This window comes from Candidatus Foliamicus sp. (assembly GCF_965221325.1).
Lineage (GTDB): Bacteria > Pseudomonadota > Gammaproteobacteria > Steroidobacterales > Foliamicaceae > Foliamicus.
Genome location: NZ_OZ244880.1, coordinates 1512019 through 1528963 on the forward strand (window position 1 = coordinate 1512019; position 16945 = coordinate 1528963).

A 16945-nucleotide genomic window follows, 5' to 3' on the forward strand; every position below is an offset into this window, starting at 1 on the left:
TGCTGAAACTCCGCTGAAACTCCGCCGCGCGGGTTCCGGGAGTATACTCAAGCGCATGGCAGCAAGCGGCATTGCAAGGACTCGATGGTGGGGCGCTCCGGCCATGGCCGCGATGTCCCTATGCGTTAGCGGATGCGGCGGCGCCGTTGCCCTGAACGCGAACTTTCCGGCCCCGCTCACGACCAGGCTACCGTTGACCGCGGCCGTGCAGTACCCGCAAGAACTGAGGAGCTTCACGCACGAGGAAGTGGCCCTCGATTCGACGCGCTGGACAGTGGCGCTGGGCGCGCCCTGCGTAAGGATGCTGGAAAGCGTATTCGGCGCCGCCTTTACCGTCATCCCGCCCAACCTGAGTGCGGCGTCGCCCGACCTCATCATCGAGCCGGAAATCCTGCGCTTTGAGTTCGGCGTTCCGGGGCGCTCGAAGGTGGATGTGCCTGCGGCCTGGATCGAATTCAACGTGCGCATCAAGAGCGGCGACGGCGCACCGCTTACCCGGCTCACGATCCCGGGGTACGGCGAAGGCTCCCAAGGCGGCGGCGTGCGCAAGCGTTTGAGCGAAGCTGCCGAATACGCTTTGCGCGACGCTGGCGCCGCATTGTCGCAGGAACTGCTCGAAGATGCTGCTATTCTTGCGCTTATGGGCAGCCGCTCATGAACAGTCGAACGCAGCGGGGCTATAGCCACAGGCTGCTAGCCGCGCTGGGCGTCATGGCTTGCCTGATCGGCGCGCTGGCTCCCACGGCGGGGAATGCCGACGAAGAAGCCGAAGGGCTGGTACTGCTCAGAACCAGCTACCTGGCCGGAAACCGCACCGAAGAGGAATTCGTGCGCTGTGTCGCCAAGAAAATCGGCTCCAGCAGCAAGCGCCCCCAGATTGTGGCCGAACGCCAATTCGCCGACCAGCTCTACCCGTGGCTGGAGCCACGCACCATGCCGCGCGAGAGCGCCGATCTCAGCGCGTTCATGGCGCGTCCCGGCGTGGCCGAGGCCATCCGCAACAAGGGTGTGCGCTACATGATCTGGCTGAGCGGACAGACCCTGCGCGAAGGTAGCGGCGGCAGCCTGTCCTGCGCCGCCGGGCCAGGAGGCGCCGGCTGCTTCGGCGTCGCCTGGTGGCAAAACAACTCGGAGTACAGCGCGTCCGTTTGGGACATCAACGAGCTCAGCGACATGGGGGCGATGAAGGCCAATGTGCGCGGTACCTCGGTGATACCAGCGTTGGTGATTCCCATTCCCATCATCGCGCGCACTCGCCAGAAGGCTTGCGACAGCCTCGCGGGCCAACTGCGTGACTACCTCGACCTGGGCTGACCCGCGGCGCGCTGTCCGGAAAATTTCGCCGGTGCGGCTCCGGTGCCCTCGGTGGGCGCTGCGCGCAACCTCGCTAGCGCACGTTTATTTCCAGCGCGACTTGTCGCCCAGGTAAGCCCCTGCATCATCCAGATCCGTGGGCAGGTAGTCTGAGAATAGATTCGGCCCGAATTTCGGCACGTAGCCGTCGTATACCGGTTTGTAGAGGTCCCAATGGACATCCGGTATGCGGTGTCTGGCCCGGTACGAGGCCAGCGGAATGGTTGCCGCGATCGGTTGCTCGAAGCCGCTCCTGGCTTCCGCCAGGGGTTCGCCACCAGGCCCCCAAATGCCCGAGCCGCCGCCGCCGGTATCGCCGAAAATGCCGCGGGTACCCGGCGAGTGCGCGTTGTTGACCAGCGCCGTATATATGCCGTTATGCATGGCGCTGGATTGCACATCGAGATGATTGAAGCCACCGGTGGCCGTGCGCAGCATCAATTCACAACCCTTCAAGGCGAACGCCCGGATCAGTTCCGGCTCGCGCTGCACTGCGGTAGTGCAGATATTGCCGAATTTGGTGCGCGTGACCGGTATGACTTCATCCTCGCCGTACATCTCCACGTAGCGGTCAAGCACGTTGTAGATGGTGGTGGTCATCAGTTCGATATTGCGCTTGCCAACCCGAAACACGCCCTTGATGTTGCGTGCCTTCCAGTGCCGCGCCAGCACTTCGCCCTGGTCGCCGATGATCGTGGTAATCGAGAGGTTGTGGCCGGGCCAGTCCTTGTCCCTGACGTAGCTGCCGAAAACAATATAGCAACCGTGCTTGCGGGCGTACTTGGAAATTTCTTCGGTTTCCTCGCCCGGAACCTCAATCGCGGCCCGCTGCACGTCTTCGCGGGTCCAGGTGAAGCGGAAACCGGTGATCGGGAACTCGTGAAAGAACAGGATATCGCTGGGCGGCCCCGAGGATTGCGCCATGTCGATCAGATCCAGCATATGGTTCAGGTTTCTGCGCTTGCCGGGCGCTGGATTATTCGCGTCGATCGGCCGCACCACCGACTGCACCACGCAGAGCCGGATGTTGTCCTTGGCCAGCGGCACGGTAGCGTAGGTGCCGTCGGTACGCACCAGCTCTTCTCCTCCGCCGCCCTCATCGGCGGCTGCGGCCCGCCGTGGCGCACCACTGCCGGCGGCCACCGTCAATCCAGCCAGCGCGGCGCCCTGAAGTACGCGCCGACGGTCGATTCCTCTGCCCTTTGTCATGGCGATGCCTCCCAAGCGATTGAATCAGAGTTGCATTCTACTGTCTGCTGGAGAAAATCGGTGCCGTGAAAGCAACCTGGAAGAATTTGCCCCTGCCTTGGGTGGCGGGGTCAGCGGGCGCGCTGCTGGCAGGCTTCCTGGCCGGGCCCGTTGTGCTCTACTGGCTGGGCGGAAAGCTGGCCGGGCCCTATGGCGACCCGGCTGGCTTGCTCGCACTGTGGGGAAGCATATACGGCGATGCGGCGCGGCTTGGCGGCGCCGGGCTGGCGTTTCTGCTGGGGCCTCTGCTAATTTTCCAGATCGCGTGGTTCGGCCTAGGCGCTTTGCGCAAGCTGCGCCGCTACTCCGGCCAGAAATAGGCCCCTACGGCCACCAGAGAAAGCCAGAACAGGCATAGAGGCGCCCAGCGCCAGGCGGCAGCGCGCAAGTGTCCCCACATGCCCAGACCCCCGAAGGCAGTGCAGATGCCGAACATGGCTGTGGCCAGCAATAACACCGGCAACTCGGATTCCAGGCGCGGATAGTCATCCAGAATCACCCAGAAGGTGAGGCACACGATCGCCAGACCCGCGAATATGGACAGACAACTACCGAGAAATATCCCTAGAAGAATGCCGAAAGGACGCATGCTGCTGGTATTATCCGGCGGTCAAATCGAAATACACTACATGCCAATAATATCCTCCACTTGGGCACGGGTGTCTGCGAATTCGCGTCCTGCGCTCAAGGCATTTTGGATCGCGCTTGCAGCGAGCGTCGCTCTGCTGGCTTCTGTGGCCGATGCAGCAACCGCCGCCGGCGAGGCGCCTCAGCCGCTGCGCGTCACCGAAGGCCACCGGCAAACCGCGGCGCGGGTGCTGATGTATGCCGAGCGCGAGCACTACGGACAAATCAGCGTCGACGACCAACTTTCGGAACGCACCCTGGGCGACTACATCGATCTGCTCGATGGCCAACACCTGTATTTTCTGAAGAATCAGGAAGATTATTTCCTGCGCACCTATGGCAGCCAGTTGGATGACCGCATGCGCCGCGGCGATTTGAACCCGGTCTTCCAGATTTACCAGTTGTTTCGCGCGCGCATGACGGCGTACTTCGATTATGCCGAGGAGTTTCTCGACAGCGCGCCGGAGCTCCGCACCGAGCGCGAGTGGGTGCTTGATCGCGAAGCGCTCCCGCGCCCCGTCAGTCAGGCGGAACTGAATGCGGTCTGGCGCGACAGGGTGCGGCATGACATGATCAACCTGATCCTGGACGAGCGCAGCTACGAAGAGGCCGTCTCAGCCCTGCGCAAGCGCTACGTCCGTCAACGCAAGGCGCTTTACTCCCAGGATTCCGACGATGTGTTCGCCTTGTTCATGAACGCGTTCACGCAGGCGCTCGATCCGCATTCCAACTATTTCTCGCCGCACAACTACGAGGAGTACCGCATCCAGATGAGCCGCGCCTACCACGGCGTGGGCGCCTCGCTCAGCATGCAGGATGACTACGTGCTGGTGCGGGAAGTGCTGCCCGGAGGACCTGCGGACAAGGATGGGCGTTTACGGGCCGGTGATCGGATTACCGGTGTAGACGGCTCGGCGAGCGGCGAAGTAACCGACGTCGTTGGCTGGCGTCTGCAGGACGTGGTGGAACTGATCCGCGGGCGCTCCGGAACCCCGGTGGTGCTGCGCATACTGCCTGGCGGCGACGCGGCAGCGAGCGAATCGTTTCTGCTGGATCTCACGCGCGGCCGCGTGCGGCTGCAGGGCGCCGCAAAGGAAATGCAGCAGGTGGACCGGGATGGCGTCCCTTTGGGCGTAGGGGTCATCCGGATTCCCAATTTCTACTTCGACATGGAAGGGCGCGATGCGGGCCTTGAGGATTACCCCAGTTCCACCCGCGACGCGCGCCGTCTTATCGAGGAACTAAAGGCGGAGGGAGCGCAGGGTCTGGTGCTGGACTTGCGGCGCAATGGCGGCGGTCATTTGCACGAAGCGATTTCGCTGGCGGGCCTGTTCGTCGGCAAAGGACCGGTGGTGCAGGTGCGCGATTCTGCCCTGCACACTCAGATCCTGCGCAACCGACGCCAGCCGCCGGTATGGGAGGGTCCGCTGGTAGTGCTGGTTGACCGGCTCAGCGCCTCGGCTTCGGAAATCCTGGCCGCAGTCATCCAGGATTACGGGCGCGGCGTTGTGGTGGGTCAGCGCACCTTCGGCAAGGGCACGGTACAGAACATCTACCGCATTCCGCGGAGCGAGGGCGAGATGCCGGGCCGCCTGACGCTCACCATGGGCAAATATTACCGAGTTACGGGCGAAAGCACGCAACACCGCGGGGTGACCCCGGATATCATCCTGTCGGCCGCAGGCGTGGAGCTTCCGGCAGTATTTCCCAACCAGTTCATAGGCGACGAGGTGGGCGAAAGCGCTGCCGAAAACGCTCTGCCCTGGGATACGATCCCGGAAACCGATTACCCGGGCCGAAGCGTGAACGGAACTACCTTGAGCCTGCTGACAGCCAGCTACGAACGTCGGGAATCGGAAGATCCGGACTGGCGGCAGCTATTGCACCGCATCAAGGACCTGCGGGAGATTGCCGAGCCGGAGTCGGTGCCCATTCACCTCGACAGGCGCCGCCAGGAAGACGAGGAGCGCCGCGCACAACGCGTTGCAATGACCAACGAGTGGCTGGAACAGAACGACCTACGGCCGATCACGAAGCTCGAAGAATTGCGAGAAATAGACCTGCCCGATGTGGCTCTGCAGCAGGCGGCCGAGGTGGCGGCCGACTTGGCGGGACTTCAGGCCGGCTCTTCGCCGGCAACAGCGGCCAGTGCCCTGCACTGAATCGGGGGCTGGGACGAGCGCGGTTGTACCGGCCCGTGATGGGAATCCGTCAGAAACTCCAGCCATTTCCCGAGCACCCGATTGCGCCGCCAGCACGCCGCGAAAGACCCGGGCTGGGCCGTGCAGGAGCCATACCGGGCCGACCAGCATGCAACTTCCGCCACGCGCGCGTCACGGTAGAGATTGACAACCAGGTCCGGTTCCGGTTCCGGCGGCGAATGCCCGTCCTCCGGAAACAGGTAGGTCATGCGCAGCACGGTGGTGAAAGCCGACCTGCACTCCACTTCGAGGTGCAGTTCACCGTTTACGGGGCTATGCGAAACATGCCATCCCGGCTCGCTCAGCGCGTGACCGAACAAGCGCCAAAGGCCTGCGTAGTTGCTCTCGTAGATCTCGATCAGCGCGCCCAGCCCCAACGGGCGGTTGCCCAGCAGCATTGCCGGCGCCAGTTGCTCGGAAACTTGCGCAAGTGGAAGCATAGGAAACGGGAATATAGCAGAACCGGAAATACTTGCCCGATAAGCGCTGCGGCACTAATCTTGTCAACCGACTTAGCGAGGGGGGAAACCGATGACTAGTGCACTGGAAACCACCAGCCACGCCTTGATGAAACCGCCTGTCCTGGGCGCTCTGGCCTGGACCACCGTGCTGCTGTGGACGCCGCTGGCGCACACGTTGATGGTTCTGCAATTCGGTCTGCTGCCGGATGCGCCCGCCTACCTGCTGAGCTTCATCATCGGGCTGGCCGGCTGGGTGATGGTCTGGAAGGGCTTCAAGGTGGACGATCTAACGGCCACGGTGCTTGGCTTCATGGGCGGTGGATTGATCTGGCTGGGCTGGATGGAAGGGTCCTTCGAATTCATGGGACACTGGCTGAATCCGGCCAAGCTGATGTTCGGTGAACACGAACTGTTTACCGCCAACCTGCTGTTTCTGCAGGCCACGGGCGTGATTCTGGTGGCGCTGCTGATCTGGCTGGGCTCCAACAAGGACACGCACTGCCGGATGTTCATGTGGTATCACCGCAATCTGAAGCTCACGCCGGCGCGCCGCACCCCCGGCTATAAGCGCCAGTTCTCGCGCATCGTGGCGCTGGAAGTCGTAATGATCAACTGGTTCTTCTACGTGCTGATCCTCTGGCTGTTCGATCCTCGGGTGCTGGGGCCGTTTCATCCCGCCACCATCGCCGTGGTATGCGCCGTGCTGCTCTGGGGCTTGTGGCTGCTGTTCTTCCGCATGCTGCCCTTCAGACGGCCGGCAGCGGCCCTGCGCTACGCGGTGCCATCCGCGAATGTACTTTGGTTCTGCGTGGAAGCCGGCTCCGCCTGGCAGCTCTACACGGAACCCTGGATTTATCCGTTCCGGTTTCCCGTCACCAACCTGATAATCGCCTTGGCGTTTGCCGGCGGGTTGGCATGGTTTGCTTCCCGGCGCGGGGCCGAATCGAACGACGCATCGACAGCATGAGGATACAAACATGACTTTTGCCCTTTGGAGCATTTTCCTGGCCATGTGGCTGCCCCTGATCTGGGCCGGTGTCGCGAAGTGGGGATCCAAGGACTTCGACAACGCGCGCCCGCGCGCTTGGTTGGAGCGGCAGGAGGGTTTCAGGCAACGCGCGGTTTGGGCGCAAAGCAACGCTTGGGAATCTTTCGCGCCCTTTGCGGCCGCCGTCCTGACCGCTCACTATCTCGACGCGCAGCAAACCCTCGTCAACGCGTTGGCGGCCGTGTTCATAGTGGCGCGCATTCTGCACGGCGTGTTCTATTGCAAAGATCAGCCCACAGCCAGATCGTTTGTCTGGCTGGCCGGTTTTCTGGCGGTAATCGGGCTATTTGTCGCTGCCGCCACCGCCTGAGCGGAACATCTCCTTGCGATAGTGCTTCAGTTCCGCCACCGAAGCGAGGATGTCGCTCCTGGCGCGGTGGCGCTCGTCCTTTCTCACGCCATCAAGCACAGCCCGATCCCAAAGACCCGCGAGAATCTTGACGCTGCTCACATCAAGATGGCGGTAGTGAAAGAACGCCGCGAGTTCGGGCATGGCGCGTGACAGAAAACGCCGGTCCTGGCAAATGCTGGAGCCGCACATGGGCGAGGTCTTGGGCTTGCAATGCTGCTTCAGAAATTCCAGGGTCGAGCGCTCTGCTTCCTCGGTGCTGATGCGGCTGGCGAGAACCTCCTCGAACAGGCCGGAAGCCGTGTGGTGGCGGGTGTTCCAATCGTCCATCTCGTACATTACCGAGCGCGGCTGATGGATCACGATATTCGGGCCCTCCGCCACTATATCGAGGTCGCCATCGGTCACGACCGTGGCTATTTCGATGATGTGGTCGCGCAGTGGGTCCAACCCGGTCATTTCCAGGTCGATCCATACCAGTCGTGAAGGTGTTTCGCCCAAATCGTTCTCCTAAAGCATCCGGGCGCGGATTCTAGCCCGGAATATGCGCACAGATACCGGAAAAGCGCCAGGCATTGGCCTGGTCACCGCCTGTTTCGGGCGCCGTGGACAGCTTGAGACGGCCTCGGGAGAAAAACTCGATTACCTGGCGGCAAGCCGGCGCCACACAGCGGTGTGCGGCGACCGGGTGCAGTTCGATACTCGCAACGACGACTCGCCGGCATTGCTGCGTGGCATCCTGCCGCGCGAAAGCGAACTGGCGCGAACCGGCGCGAACGGGCAAAGCGAGGTTGTGGCAGCGAATTTCTCGCAGCTCGCCGTGGTGCTGGCAGTGGAGCCGGCGCCCGATTACGAACTGGTGGACCGGTTGCTGTGCACCGCGGCCACTGCCGGCGCGCAGCGCCTTCTCATATGGAACAAGTGCGACTTGAGCAGCCGGCGGCCGGCGCGTCTGCGCGAATACGAATCCGCCGGGTTCTTGGTCCTGCGGGTCAGCGCTCTCGCCGGCACCCGTATCGGTTCGCTGGCGCGGCGTCTCGCGCGCCAGGTGACCGTGTTCGCGGGTCAGTCGGGCGGCGGCAAGTCCACGCTGGTCAACAGGTTGCTGGGGCGCGACGTGGCGGCCGCCGGGAAACTCTCTGCCGCCGGGCGACTTGGGCGGCACACAACGGCTTCGGCGGCGATGTACGCGCTAAGCAAGCTAGGGCGAGTTATCGACCTCCCTGGGGTGCGTTCCCTGATGCCCGTGCTTGGCGATTTCAGCGGTCTTCTGGAGGGTTTTCCGGAGTTCTCCGTGCACATGTCCAACTGCCGATTCGCGAATTGCCGGCACCGCAACGAGCCGGATTGCGCTGTGCTGGCCGCAGTAGCGGCGGGGCAAGTTCCCGCCGGACGACATGCCAGTTACCTGGCCTTGCTCCGCGACTTCGAACAGATGGCCGGCCGGGGTTAGCCGGGAAACTCGGCCACGCCGGCCAGCGCCCTCAGCGGCTTGCGCTGTCCGGTATCAATGCGGCCGGCAAATTCCCCGGTCATGAGGTTCACCTTGAGCATGATGCCGCTGAAAATGTTGCTTACCAGCGCGTAGCGCGGATCGCTGCAGACGGCGATATCCGACCATCCATACTCGGGCAGAGCATACTCGCGTATCGCATCGCCGTTCTCGTCGAGCATCTCCATGAACTGCCCGCGGGTAAGCAGCAGCTTCCCGTCCGGGAGATAGCGCACGGCAATCGCGAACAGGCCATTGCTGATATCCTCGCCCGGGTAGGTCACCAGGTCGGCCATCTGCCGGCCCTCAACCACGTCATAGCGCATTACGCGCTTGCCCAGCTCGGTGGTATAGGTGATGAAACGCTCGCCGGGATGCAGTGTGGAATGGGTCACGCCCTTGAATCGCGTAGGTTCGGGTGCGTTATCGACCTCGAAGACCCTGTCCAGTTCCCAACTGGCTTTGTAGCGGTAGATGTTGCCGTAACCAAGCGCGCCGTCGTCCGGGATGCGCGGAAATTCGATCGTGGTGAGTTTCTCGATGCCGGGAGGCGGGGCCTTGGCGTTCAGGTGTTCGCCCAGATATGTCATTCCGTCGCTCGAAAAACTGGCGCTGCGGTAAACCCTGGGCAGGAATTTCTTCTCCGGCATCTGGCGCCCGGTGCGCGGGTCCACGTGTATCACGCGGTGGTCGTCGAAAGCCCACAGTGTGCCTTGGCGGTCAAAGGCCAATCCCCCCACGAGGTGGCGTGTGCCTTCCGTGTAGAGAACGCCCTTGGGCCGGCAGTCGGCGTCGTACTGGAGAATACGGCCAATGCCGGCATGATCGTCATCCGGGTCATTGAGCAATGTGCAGCCGAGAAAAATATCGCCCGGGGCAAAGGGCTGCATGGTCGATTCGTGCATGGTTGGCGTCGTGTTGCGCGGTCATCGCCGCGTCAAGGCGAGTGTAGCGCGTTCCGGCCAAGCCCCTCCGGCAGTGGAAGGCGGCCTTACTCGAGCGACCTCCGCTGCGCCAGGGCCGACGACAGCGTTCCGGCGTCCACGTAGCTGAGTTCACCACCCAGCGGCACGCCCTGGGCGATGCGCGTTGCCTTCACGCCCGCCCGCTGAGCCAATTGCGCCAGATATACAGCCGTGGCTTCGCCCTCCACCGTGGCGCTGGTGGCCAGAATCAGTTCCTTCACCACGTTTTCCCCCAGCCGCCCCTCCAGCCGATCAAGGCCCAGTTCCTCGGGCCCGATACCATCCAGCGGAGAAAGGCGGCCGGAAAGCACGAAGAACAGCCCTCGGTAGGCGCCTGAAGCCTCCACCGCGGCCAGGTCGGAAGGCGATTCGACCACGCACAGCTGCTCGGGATCGCGGCCGCTGGACGCACAAATCACGCATAAGTCGCCATCAGCGAGCATACCGCAGCGCGAGCACAGGCGAACCGTCTCCAAAGCCACCTGGAGACTGCGCGCCAAGCGGCGGGCGCCCTCGGGCCGGCGGGTAAACATGTGCAGGATCATGCGCTCCGCCGAGCGCGGGCCCACCCCCGGGAGGAACTTCAGCGCTTCCAGCAATTCCGCCAGACGCGGAGGAAAGACATGCGCAGTCACGATCCGGATCGGGTTTCCGCGCTATCCAGCGCGCGAACGGATCCAATTTCCGTATCCTCTCCGAATATCTCCAGCGAGGCCTGAACGAAGGGATCGGCTCTGAACTCTTCTTCGGCCCGCTGCTGGCGCCGGCGCTCTGCTTCCCGGTCTTGCCCGGCCAGAGTTCCCCCTTGGCCGGCGCCAGCAATTTCTATTTCGACTTGGCGGAAAGACGGAAGCGCGGAAAGAATCGCCGTACTCAGTTCCTCGCGAACTTCCTGTGTCAGGAGTTGATGATGCTGACCGTCCAGGCGCAAACGCAAACAGCCGTCTTCGGCTTCCGCGAGCTCGCTGTGCGCCGCTATTTCGCCGGCAAGTCCGTCAAGCTCCAGGCTGCGCACCGTTTCCGGCCATGCATTGGCGTCGAACGGCTCGGCGCCGGCGGGCACAGGCTTGGCGCCGGCGGGCGGGGATTCGGCCTTGGCGGACGAAGACTCGGCCCCGGCAGAAGGAGGCGCAACCCCGGCAGACGGCGGCTCAGACTCAGCATGCGCAGGCTTGGTCGATGCGGACGGTAGTGCAGCGCCATCAGGCCAGTGCTGAGCGTCAACGGGCGGGGAGCCGGTTGACCGCCGTTTCCGCGCCGCATCCGCTGGCGGTTTCACAGCCCTTGCCTTCGGCGTAACCGCGACTTCGCGTTTCGGCGATGAATCGGAACGGAAGGCCAGCATCCGCAATAGCGTCATTTCCAGCCCGATACCCGGATCGGGCGCCATTGGCAGTCTTTCGCGCCCGTGAATCGCTATTTCGTAGAGCAATTGCACCTGATCGGCCGGCAAGGAGCGAGCCAGCGCCATGAGCGCGTCCGATTCGGTCTCTTCATCGACAATGTCTTCCCCGACCGCCTGGACGAGCGCCAGACGCTGCAGAGCTGCAGCCAATTCCGCCAGAATGTTGGCCGGATCGGCCAGTCGTTCACGCAATTCTCTGGCGCCGCCCAGCAGCGCTTCGCCATCGCCGGCCGACACGGCGTTCAGCAGATGAATGATGCTGGGCTGATCAGCCCCGCCGAGCATATCCGCCACGTCGGTCTCGCGCACCGCATCGGCGCCATAGGCAATCGCCTGGTCCAGCAGGCTCAGCGCGTCGCGCATGCTGCCGCCGGCCGCCCGAGCGAGACGCGCAAGCGCTCCGGGCTCCGCATCCACGGCTTCGCCCTCGCAGATGGCCGCGAGCTGAGCGGCGATGGTCTCGCTGTCCATGGAGCGCAGGTTGATCTGCAGGCAACGCGAAAGCACGGTTACCGGAAGCCGCTGCGGCTCGGTGGTAGCGAGCAGAAACTTGACGTGCGGCGGCGGTTCTTCCAGCGTCTTGAGAAGCGCGTTGAAAGAGGATGTGCTCAGCATGTGAGCTTCGTCGATCAGGTAGATCTTGTAACGCCCCGCCGTCGGCGCATACTGCACGTTTTCAAGCAGCTCGCGGGTTTGCTCCACCTTGGTGCGCGAGGCCGCGTCCACCTCCATCAGGTCAACGAAGCTGCCCTCCTGAATGCTTCGGCAACTCGCGCATTCCCCGCAAGGCTCCGGCGCTGCGCCTTTCTCGCAATTCAGCGCAGCGGCCAGGATCCGCGCCAGCGTCGTCTTGCCGACCCCCCGCGTGCCTGCGAACAGCCAAGCGTGATGCACCCGTCCGCCCGAAATGGCGTTGCTCAGCGCCCGCACCGCATGCGGCTGCCCACGCACTTCGGAGAACGTGCGCGGGCGCCACTTGCGCGCCAGTACCAGGTAACTCATGGTTGCGCGTTGTCGGGAGGGAATTTCAACATGCTGGAGTGGGAGAGCATTCCGGCAACCCTCAAGACTCGGCGTTCAAGATTACGTATCCGGGCCTTGCCGGTCAATTCGGCAGCAACAAGAATCCGTGTATCATGCCGTGTCGCTACTCGGGCCTCTCGCTCCGGCAATGCAACTCTGCGCATCGCCACAGGAGCAGAAGCGGGCGATTGCTGATGAAGCATGCCGGAACCGGCCCGCGGCATTGGAGCTCAAGAGACTCTCGGTTCTCTTGAGCCTTGAGGAGGGGACACTTAAGGGGTGCTTATGAAAATGCGAAACCGGGTTGCAGCTTCGCTGGCGGCATTGATGGCATTGCCGGGGGCGCAAAGCGCAATGGCGCAAGGCGTGTCGCTGGAGGAAATCGTCGTAACCGCGCGCAAGCGCGAGGAGAACATCTACGAGATTCCGGTTTCCGTCTCGGCGCTGACGCAGGAACAACTGGACCGCGCCGGAATCGGCGATTTCCATGAGCTCTCCAAGCTTGTTCCGGGCCTGGACTTTCATGGCGTTACGGCCACCGCCGGGCGCGTCAATCCACAGATCCGCATCCGCGGAATGAACCAGCAGATCATTACTCCCTCAACCCAGGTGGGCGCGCTGTTCTGGGACGGGTCCTACATCGCGGCAGGCGGCGGCTTTCTGCCGATCACGGATGTGGAGCGCGTCGAGGTCATCAAGGGCCCGCAAACCGCCTACTTCGGCCGCAATACCTTTTCCGGCGCCGTCAACTACATTCCCAGGCTACCCGGTGACGAGTGGGAAGCCGACGTCAACCTGCAGTATTCGCCGTCCCAGCACGACGAATACATCGTGAGCGTAGGCGCCGGAGGCCCGATCACGGACCGGATAGGCGTGCGGCTCTATGCCGGCTATGAACAGAATGCCGGCGATTTCAACTTTCAGGATGGCACACCCTTTGGCGTCCAGAAAGACCTTACCTTCAACGGCACGCTCGTTTTCGACGCCACGGACAACTTTCGCCTGAAACTGACCGGATACTACGTCGATGCCGAAGATGGCGGCGTCAATGGCGGCGTGCATTCCGGGCTATACGGCACGCCGGCCGGCGAGTGCAATATCGTCTATACCGGCGAATACTTGAATCCGGTCACGGGCGAACGCACACCCTTTACCCGCGACATGAGCATGCTGCCGTTTGCTTCCTGGTGCGGCAACTTCCCCGACGGCGAGCACCTGCAGTTCGGCATAACGCGAACCCCTACTGCTGCGCAGGTGTTCGGCGGCCGTTCCTTGACCGACCTGCATCCCCTGCTGGAGCAATACGACATCCTGAAGACGCCGCCAGGCAAGCTGGGCGGATTCAATCGGACCTACCGCGTCCAACTGAGCGGCGAGTACGACCTGGCCGAGCACACGCTGTCATTCCAGGCTTCGCGCGCGGATACCGGAACCCTCAACTACGTCGATTTCTGGTATGGGGTTCCTACCATACCCGGCACGGCCTTTGTGCTCGGCAACCAGATTGCCGTCCAGGAAACCTATTTCGAGGCCCGCGTAGCCTCGCCGCAGAACCAGAGGCTCCGGTACCTGATCGGCGTGAGCGACTACGACCAGCGCTATCGGCTCGGCAATGTACCCACCGTAGGGCAGTTGAACCCGAGCGCAGCGGAAGGAGCGATTGTGGACTTTCAGGACAACGCCACCACGGCATTGTTCGCCTCGGTTGACTACGACCTGACCGAAGACCTGACGGTGTCGGTGGAAGCCCGCTACACCGAGGAGGAGTCGCTGGCAGTTTTGCTAGGCAATCCGAACGGCACCTGCTCTTTCGACCCGCTTTGCAACGAATTGAACGAATACAGTGATTTCATCCCGCGGGTGATTCTCAGCTATTCGCCGTTTGAAGATGCAACTACCTACTTCAGTTACTCCTTCAGTTCCCTGCTTGGCGTTGCGACGCAAGCCGGGTTAGTGAACAGCATTGCGCCGGAAATCATCCCTGACGATCAGTTGGGCGCGTTTGGCCGGTTCACAGCGCCCCAGGAAAACGAGCAATTCGAAATCGGCTGGAAACAGCAAACGGACAATTGGGCATTGACGGCAGCAGTGTTCTATATCGACTGGAAAAACCAGCCCTTCGCTTCGGTAATCATATATCCCACAGGTGGTACAACATCTCTTCGGGGTCCGGGAGATTCGAAGTACAAGGGCTTCGACCTGGAAGCGCAGGGCAATCTTACGGACTGGTTCAGCATTCGCGGAACGCTGACCTATGTGGATGCGATCATGTCCTCATTCTCCTCGCGCGGCTCCAGTGAAAACTTCGTGCTTGGCTCGGGCGCATTGTCTGTGGTTAACGATGGCAATGAGGCGCGCAACACGCCGGCATGGACGGCGTCGCTGAGCCCCACCGTACTCAGTGAATTCGCCGGACGGGAGTTCTTTTTCCGCGCCGACTTCTTCTACGAGAGCGCAAAATGGGCTGACTATTCGGAATGGAACCGAACGAAGTCGCTATTCCGAATCAATGCCCGGGTAGGAACCGACCTCACCGAAAACAGCACCCTTGAAGTGTTCGCCACCAACCTCACCGACAACAAGGTCCTGCCCAACACCAACGGCACAACGACCGGCCCTGGAGGCTCGCGCAAGGTCTTCACGGCCGGCTACCCGAAGCGGGAATTCGGCGTGCGCCTGCGAGCGTCCTTCTAACCGCAACCCGCCCGCTCATACTGAAAACCCGCCCCCGGACAGGGCGGGTTTACCTCCTGCCCGCACCCGAACCGCGTTGAGGAACCGCGCTTTGGCGAAATCAGCAAGCTTGAGAGTTGGGCAGGCTGTAGCCGACCTCTAGGTCGCCTTCCGGCGTAATCACGATGTCGATGTGATCGTCGTAGGGCACATCCGCGCATCCTTCGATCCTTTCCCGGGCCCATTCAGACCGGCTGACGTGACAACCGATACTCACGAACAATCTTCAGCGGGCGTTCCGGCGGATTTGCGAATGAGATTTTGGAGGACTATCGCGGTCTTTGCGCTTGTCTTGGCGGCAAGTGAAATCGCCTTTGCACGCAGTGCGCAGGAAGACATTGGGCTGTTCGCAGTTACGGAAACCGCCATCCCGCCCGCGGCGCACCAGGTCGTCTTGCCGGGCTCGTTCGACGAACACGGGCGGGCCCAGCTTGCCGTCGTCAGCGTGAGCGCGGCAGGGAAGCGCCAAGTTCGGCTGTTTGCGCTGCAAGGCGGGGAATGGCGCATAACGCGGGACGCGGGGCTTCATCCCGCAACCCTGTTCGTTGATGTCGCCCGTTTGGCGGAGCAAGATCGGCTGATCTCTTATCGGCCCGGGAGCGTGGACTGGTTCGACCCCAAGGTGGGCAAACAACGTCCGCTTGCCGCGCTCACGACCCGTTACCGCGCGGCGGCAGGCGACGGGATTCCTCATCTCGATATAACCCGCGACGTAAACGGCGACGGCTTGGACGATCTGCTGGCGCCCGACATCGACGGCTTCTGGTTGTCGCTTCAGTCACAAAATGGCTCCTTCGGGCCGGCCGTCAAACTGGGGCCGCCGGACCCGTTTGCGGACGCGACAGCCTACGGAGAAGCCCGCCCATACGGAGAAACCGGGATCACCGCAGAGAACATGCCCTGGTACTTGAGCCGAGTTCATCGGCTGGACTACGACCGCGACGGACGGCAGGACCTGCTGTTCTGGAACCACGACCATTTCCTCTTGTACTGTCAGGACGCGCGGGGAGAGTTCGTGGACTCGCCCCGCCGCCTGGAGCTCGGCTTTGCGCTCGACTTTGTTGGCTCCTATGGGCTGGCCTTCCAGTTCGCCGACGCGAACCTGGCTTCCATGCTTTTGGGCCTGAACAAGCGCGCCGAGTTCACTGTCCTGCAGGATTTCCGGGATCTGGATGGCGATCGTGTGGCCGACGCCGTTAGCCTGTCGCTTCGGGGCCGAAGCCCTTTCAGACTGGCGGGCAGGTACGAAGTGCGCTTTGGCAGGCCGCAGCCGGACAGCATTTCCTTCCCGGAGCTCGCTGATGCTTCCTTTAATGCACCAGGGAGATCGGGCGGATTGCAGGCCTGGGGCTATGCGTCACAGCACTTCGTGGATTTCGATGAAAACGGAACGGTCGAAACAATGATCGGCGCGGTCAATATCGGGCTGGGTGGCATGTTGGGCGCCATGCTCGGCAACTCGATTTCGATCAATCTCGCTCTCTTTCAGCTTGAGGGCAGAGGGTTCCCGGCCAAACCGGCATGGACGCGGACGGTGCGCAGCCCTTTTGCGCCGCTGGACAAGAGAGGCCCGCTGTTTCCGACAGTCTTGGTCGGCGATGTAAATGGCGACGGCAGGCGCGACCTGCTGACCGGTGAGCGTTGGAACGAACTAAGCGTGTTTCTGGGCGTGGCGGGGCCCGCGCGGCTGGCTCGGCAAGCAGTCAAGGTGGCCGTCGCCATCCCTGCCAACGAGCGAAACGCCCGGATTGCAGACCTCGACAAGGACGGCAAGGCCGACGTTTTCATCCAGCATGTCTCACCCACGGAGCCAGGCCGGTTGTTGATCCTGATGTCGCGCTAACAAGCTCATTGCCCCGCGGCGCCGGATGTCCGCTGCGCACCACGCCACGCGCCACCCAACTGTAAGTGTGGCCGCTGTCTCAAAACGTTTGGCGGAGAGGGTGGGATTCGAACCCACGGACGGCGTAAACCGTCAGAGGTTTTCAAGACCTCCGCATTCGACCACTCTGCCACCTCTCCGGTAGATGCGGGGCGGGA

Annotated in this window: 17 protein-coding genes and 1 tRNA gene; 9 read left to right on the forward strand and 9 right to left on the reverse strand. The window is 62.6% G+C overall.

The genetic code is table 11. The features are described from left to right. Nucleotides 1–103 precede the first annotated feature (103 nt). Together ACWCOO_RS06620 and ACWCOO_RS06625 are read left to right on the forward strand one after the other, a co-directional pair. Nucleotides 104–658, forward strand: coding sequence for a hypothetical protein (locus ACWCOO_RS06620; RefSeq protein ID WP_446830212.1), 555 nt, complete (start codon nt 104–106; stop codon nt 656–658). Next, the gene (locus tag ACWCOO_RS06625; RefSeq protein ID WP_446830213.1) at nt 655–1314 is read left to right on the forward strand and encodes a hypothetical protein; all 660 of its coding nucleotides are present in this window, start codon (nt 655–657) and stop codon (nt 1312–1314) included. The genes ACWCOO_RS06620 and ACWCOO_RS06625 overlap by 4 nt, the downstream gene beginning before the upstream one ends. Before the next feature lie 84 nt (nt 1315–1398). Here ACWCOO_RS06625 and ACWCOO_RS06630 read toward each other — a convergent pair whose 3' ends face one another. Continuing rightward, nucleotides 1399–2562: a nitrilase-related carbon-nitrogen hydrolase gene (locus tag ACWCOO_RS06630; protein WP_446830214.1), complete on the reverse strand. Its 1164-nt coding sequence runs from the start codon at nt 2560–2562 to the stop codon at nt 1399–1401. Between the two features lie 65 nt (nt 2563–2627). Between ACWCOO_RS06630 and ACWCOO_RS06635 the strand changes: the two genes are divergently transcribed. Next, nucleotides 2628–2921, forward strand: a complete 294-nt coding sequence (locus ACWCOO_RS06635; protein ID WP_446830215.1) for a hypothetical protein — start codon at nt 2628–2630, stop codon at nt 2919–2921. On the opposite strand, the gene ACWCOO_RS06640 is transcribed toward ACWCOO_RS06635, so the two are convergent. Continuing rightward, nucleotides 2903–3190 (reverse strand): hypothetical protein, encoded by a 288-nt coding sequence (locus tag ACWCOO_RS06640; RefSeq protein ID WP_446830216.1) that lies wholly within the window; start codon nt 3188–3190, stop codon nt 2903–2905. The genes ACWCOO_RS06635 and ACWCOO_RS06640 overlap by 19 nt on opposite strands. A 145-nt stretch (nt 3191–3335) precedes the next feature. Here ACWCOO_RS06640 and ACWCOO_RS06645 point away from each other — a divergent pair, with 145 nt between their 5' ends. Further along, the gene (locus tag ACWCOO_RS06645; RefSeq protein WP_446830217.1) at nt 3336–5390 is read left to right on the forward strand and encodes a carboxy terminal-processing peptidase; all 2055 of its coding nucleotides are present in this window, start codon (nt 3336–3338) and stop codon (nt 5388–5390) included. On the opposite strand, the gene ACWCOO_RS06650 is transcribed toward ACWCOO_RS06645, so the two are convergent. Then, on the reverse strand, nt 5345–5827 hold the full coding sequence (locus tag ACWCOO_RS06650) for a DUF1249 domain-containing protein (RefSeq protein ID WP_446830218.1): 483 nt from the start codon (nt 5825–5827) through the stop codon (nt 5345–5347). The two genes, ACWCOO_RS06645 and ACWCOO_RS06650, sit on opposite strands and share 46 nt — an antisense overlap. Nucleotides 5828–5960: 133 nt before the next feature. Between ACWCOO_RS06650 and ACWCOO_RS06655 the strand changes: the two genes are divergently transcribed. Both ACWCOO_RS06655 and ACWCOO_RS06660 read left to right on the forward strand, forming a co-directional pair. Beyond that, nucleotides 5961–6857, forward strand: coding sequence for a hypothetical protein (locus ACWCOO_RS06655; RefSeq protein WP_446830219.1), 897 nt, complete (start codon nt 5961–5963; stop codon nt 6855–6857). 10 nt (nt 6858–6867) lie between these two features. Next, nucleotides 6868–7248 carry an MAPEG family protein gene (locus tag ACWCOO_RS06660; RefSeq protein ID WP_446830220.1) on the forward strand — a complete coding sequence of 127 codons (381 nt, stop codon included), beginning with the start codon at nt 6868–6870 and terminating at the stop codon, nt 7246–7248. On the opposite strand, the gene orn is transcribed toward ACWCOO_RS06660, so the two are convergent. Then, nucleotides 7222–7788: an oligoribonuclease gene (gene orn, locus ACWCOO_RS06665; protein WP_446830221.1), complete on the reverse strand. Its 567-nt coding sequence runs from the start codon at nt 7786–7788 to the stop codon at nt 7222–7224. The two genes, ACWCOO_RS06660 and orn, sit on opposite strands and share 27 nt — an antisense overlap. A 43-nt stretch (nt 7789–7831) precedes the next feature. Here orn and rsgA point away from each other — a divergent pair, with 43 nt between their 5' ends. Then, nucleotides 7832–8740: a ribosome small subunit-dependent GTPase A gene (gene rsgA / locus ACWCOO_RS06670; RefSeq protein WP_446830222.1), complete on the forward strand. Its 909-nt coding sequence runs from the start codon at nt 7832–7834 to the stop codon at nt 8738–8740. Here the strand turns inward: rsgA and ACWCOO_RS06675 are convergent. The 3 genes from ACWCOO_RS06675 to dnaX form a co-directional block, all read right to left on the reverse strand. Next, nucleotides 8737–9684 carry a hypothetical protein gene (locus ACWCOO_RS06675; protein WP_446830223.1) on the reverse strand — a complete coding sequence of 316 codons (948 nt, stop codon included), beginning with the start codon at nt 9682–9684 and terminating at the stop codon, nt 8737–8739. The two genes, rsgA and ACWCOO_RS06675, sit on opposite strands and share 4 nt — an antisense overlap. A gap of 86 nt (nt 9685–9770) precedes the next feature. Beyond that, the gene (gene recR / locus ACWCOO_RS06680; protein ID WP_446830224.1) at nt 9771–10379 is read right to left on the reverse strand and encodes a recombination mediator RecR; all 609 of its coding nucleotides are present in this window, start codon (nt 10377–10379) and stop codon (nt 9771–9773) included. After that, the gene (dnaX, locus tag ACWCOO_RS06685; RefSeq protein ID WP_446830225.1) at nt 10376–12151 is read right to left on the reverse strand and encodes a DNA polymerase III subunit gamma/tau; all 1776 of its coding nucleotides are present in this window, start codon (nt 12149–12151) and stop codon (nt 10376–10378) included. The genes recR and dnaX overlap by 4 nt, the downstream gene beginning before the upstream one ends. Nucleotides 12152–12457: 306 nt before the next feature. Between dnaX and ACWCOO_RS06690 the strand changes: the two genes are divergently transcribed. Next, nucleotides 12458–14866 (forward strand): TonB-dependent receptor, encoded by a 2409-nt coding sequence (locus ACWCOO_RS06690; RefSeq protein ID WP_446830226.1) that lies wholly within the window; start codon nt 12458–12460, stop codon nt 14864–14866. A gap of 100 nt (nt 14867–14966) precedes the next feature. On the opposite strand, the gene ACWCOO_RS06695 is transcribed toward ACWCOO_RS06690, so the two are convergent. Beyond that, nucleotides 14967–15122 carry a hypothetical protein gene (locus ACWCOO_RS06695; protein ID WP_446830227.1) on the reverse strand — a complete coding sequence of 52 codons (156 nt, stop codon included), beginning with the start codon at nt 15120–15122 and terminating at the stop codon, nt 14967–14969. 36 nt (nt 15123–15158) lie between these two features. Here ACWCOO_RS06695 and ACWCOO_RS06700 point away from each other — a divergent pair, with 36 nt between their 5' ends. After that, nucleotides 15159–16748, forward strand: a complete 1590-nt coding sequence (locus tag ACWCOO_RS06700) for an FG-GAP repeat domain-containing protein (RefSeq protein WP_446830228.1) — start codon at nt 15159–15161, stop codon at nt 16746–16748. Nucleotides 16749–16837: 89 nt separating this feature from the next. Here the strand turns inward: ACWCOO_RS06700 and ACWCOO_RS06705 are convergent. Beyond that, nucleotides 16838–16927 (reverse strand) — tRNA-Ser (locus tag ACWCOO_RS06705). Between the last annotated feature and the right edge of the window lie 18 nt (nt 16928–16945).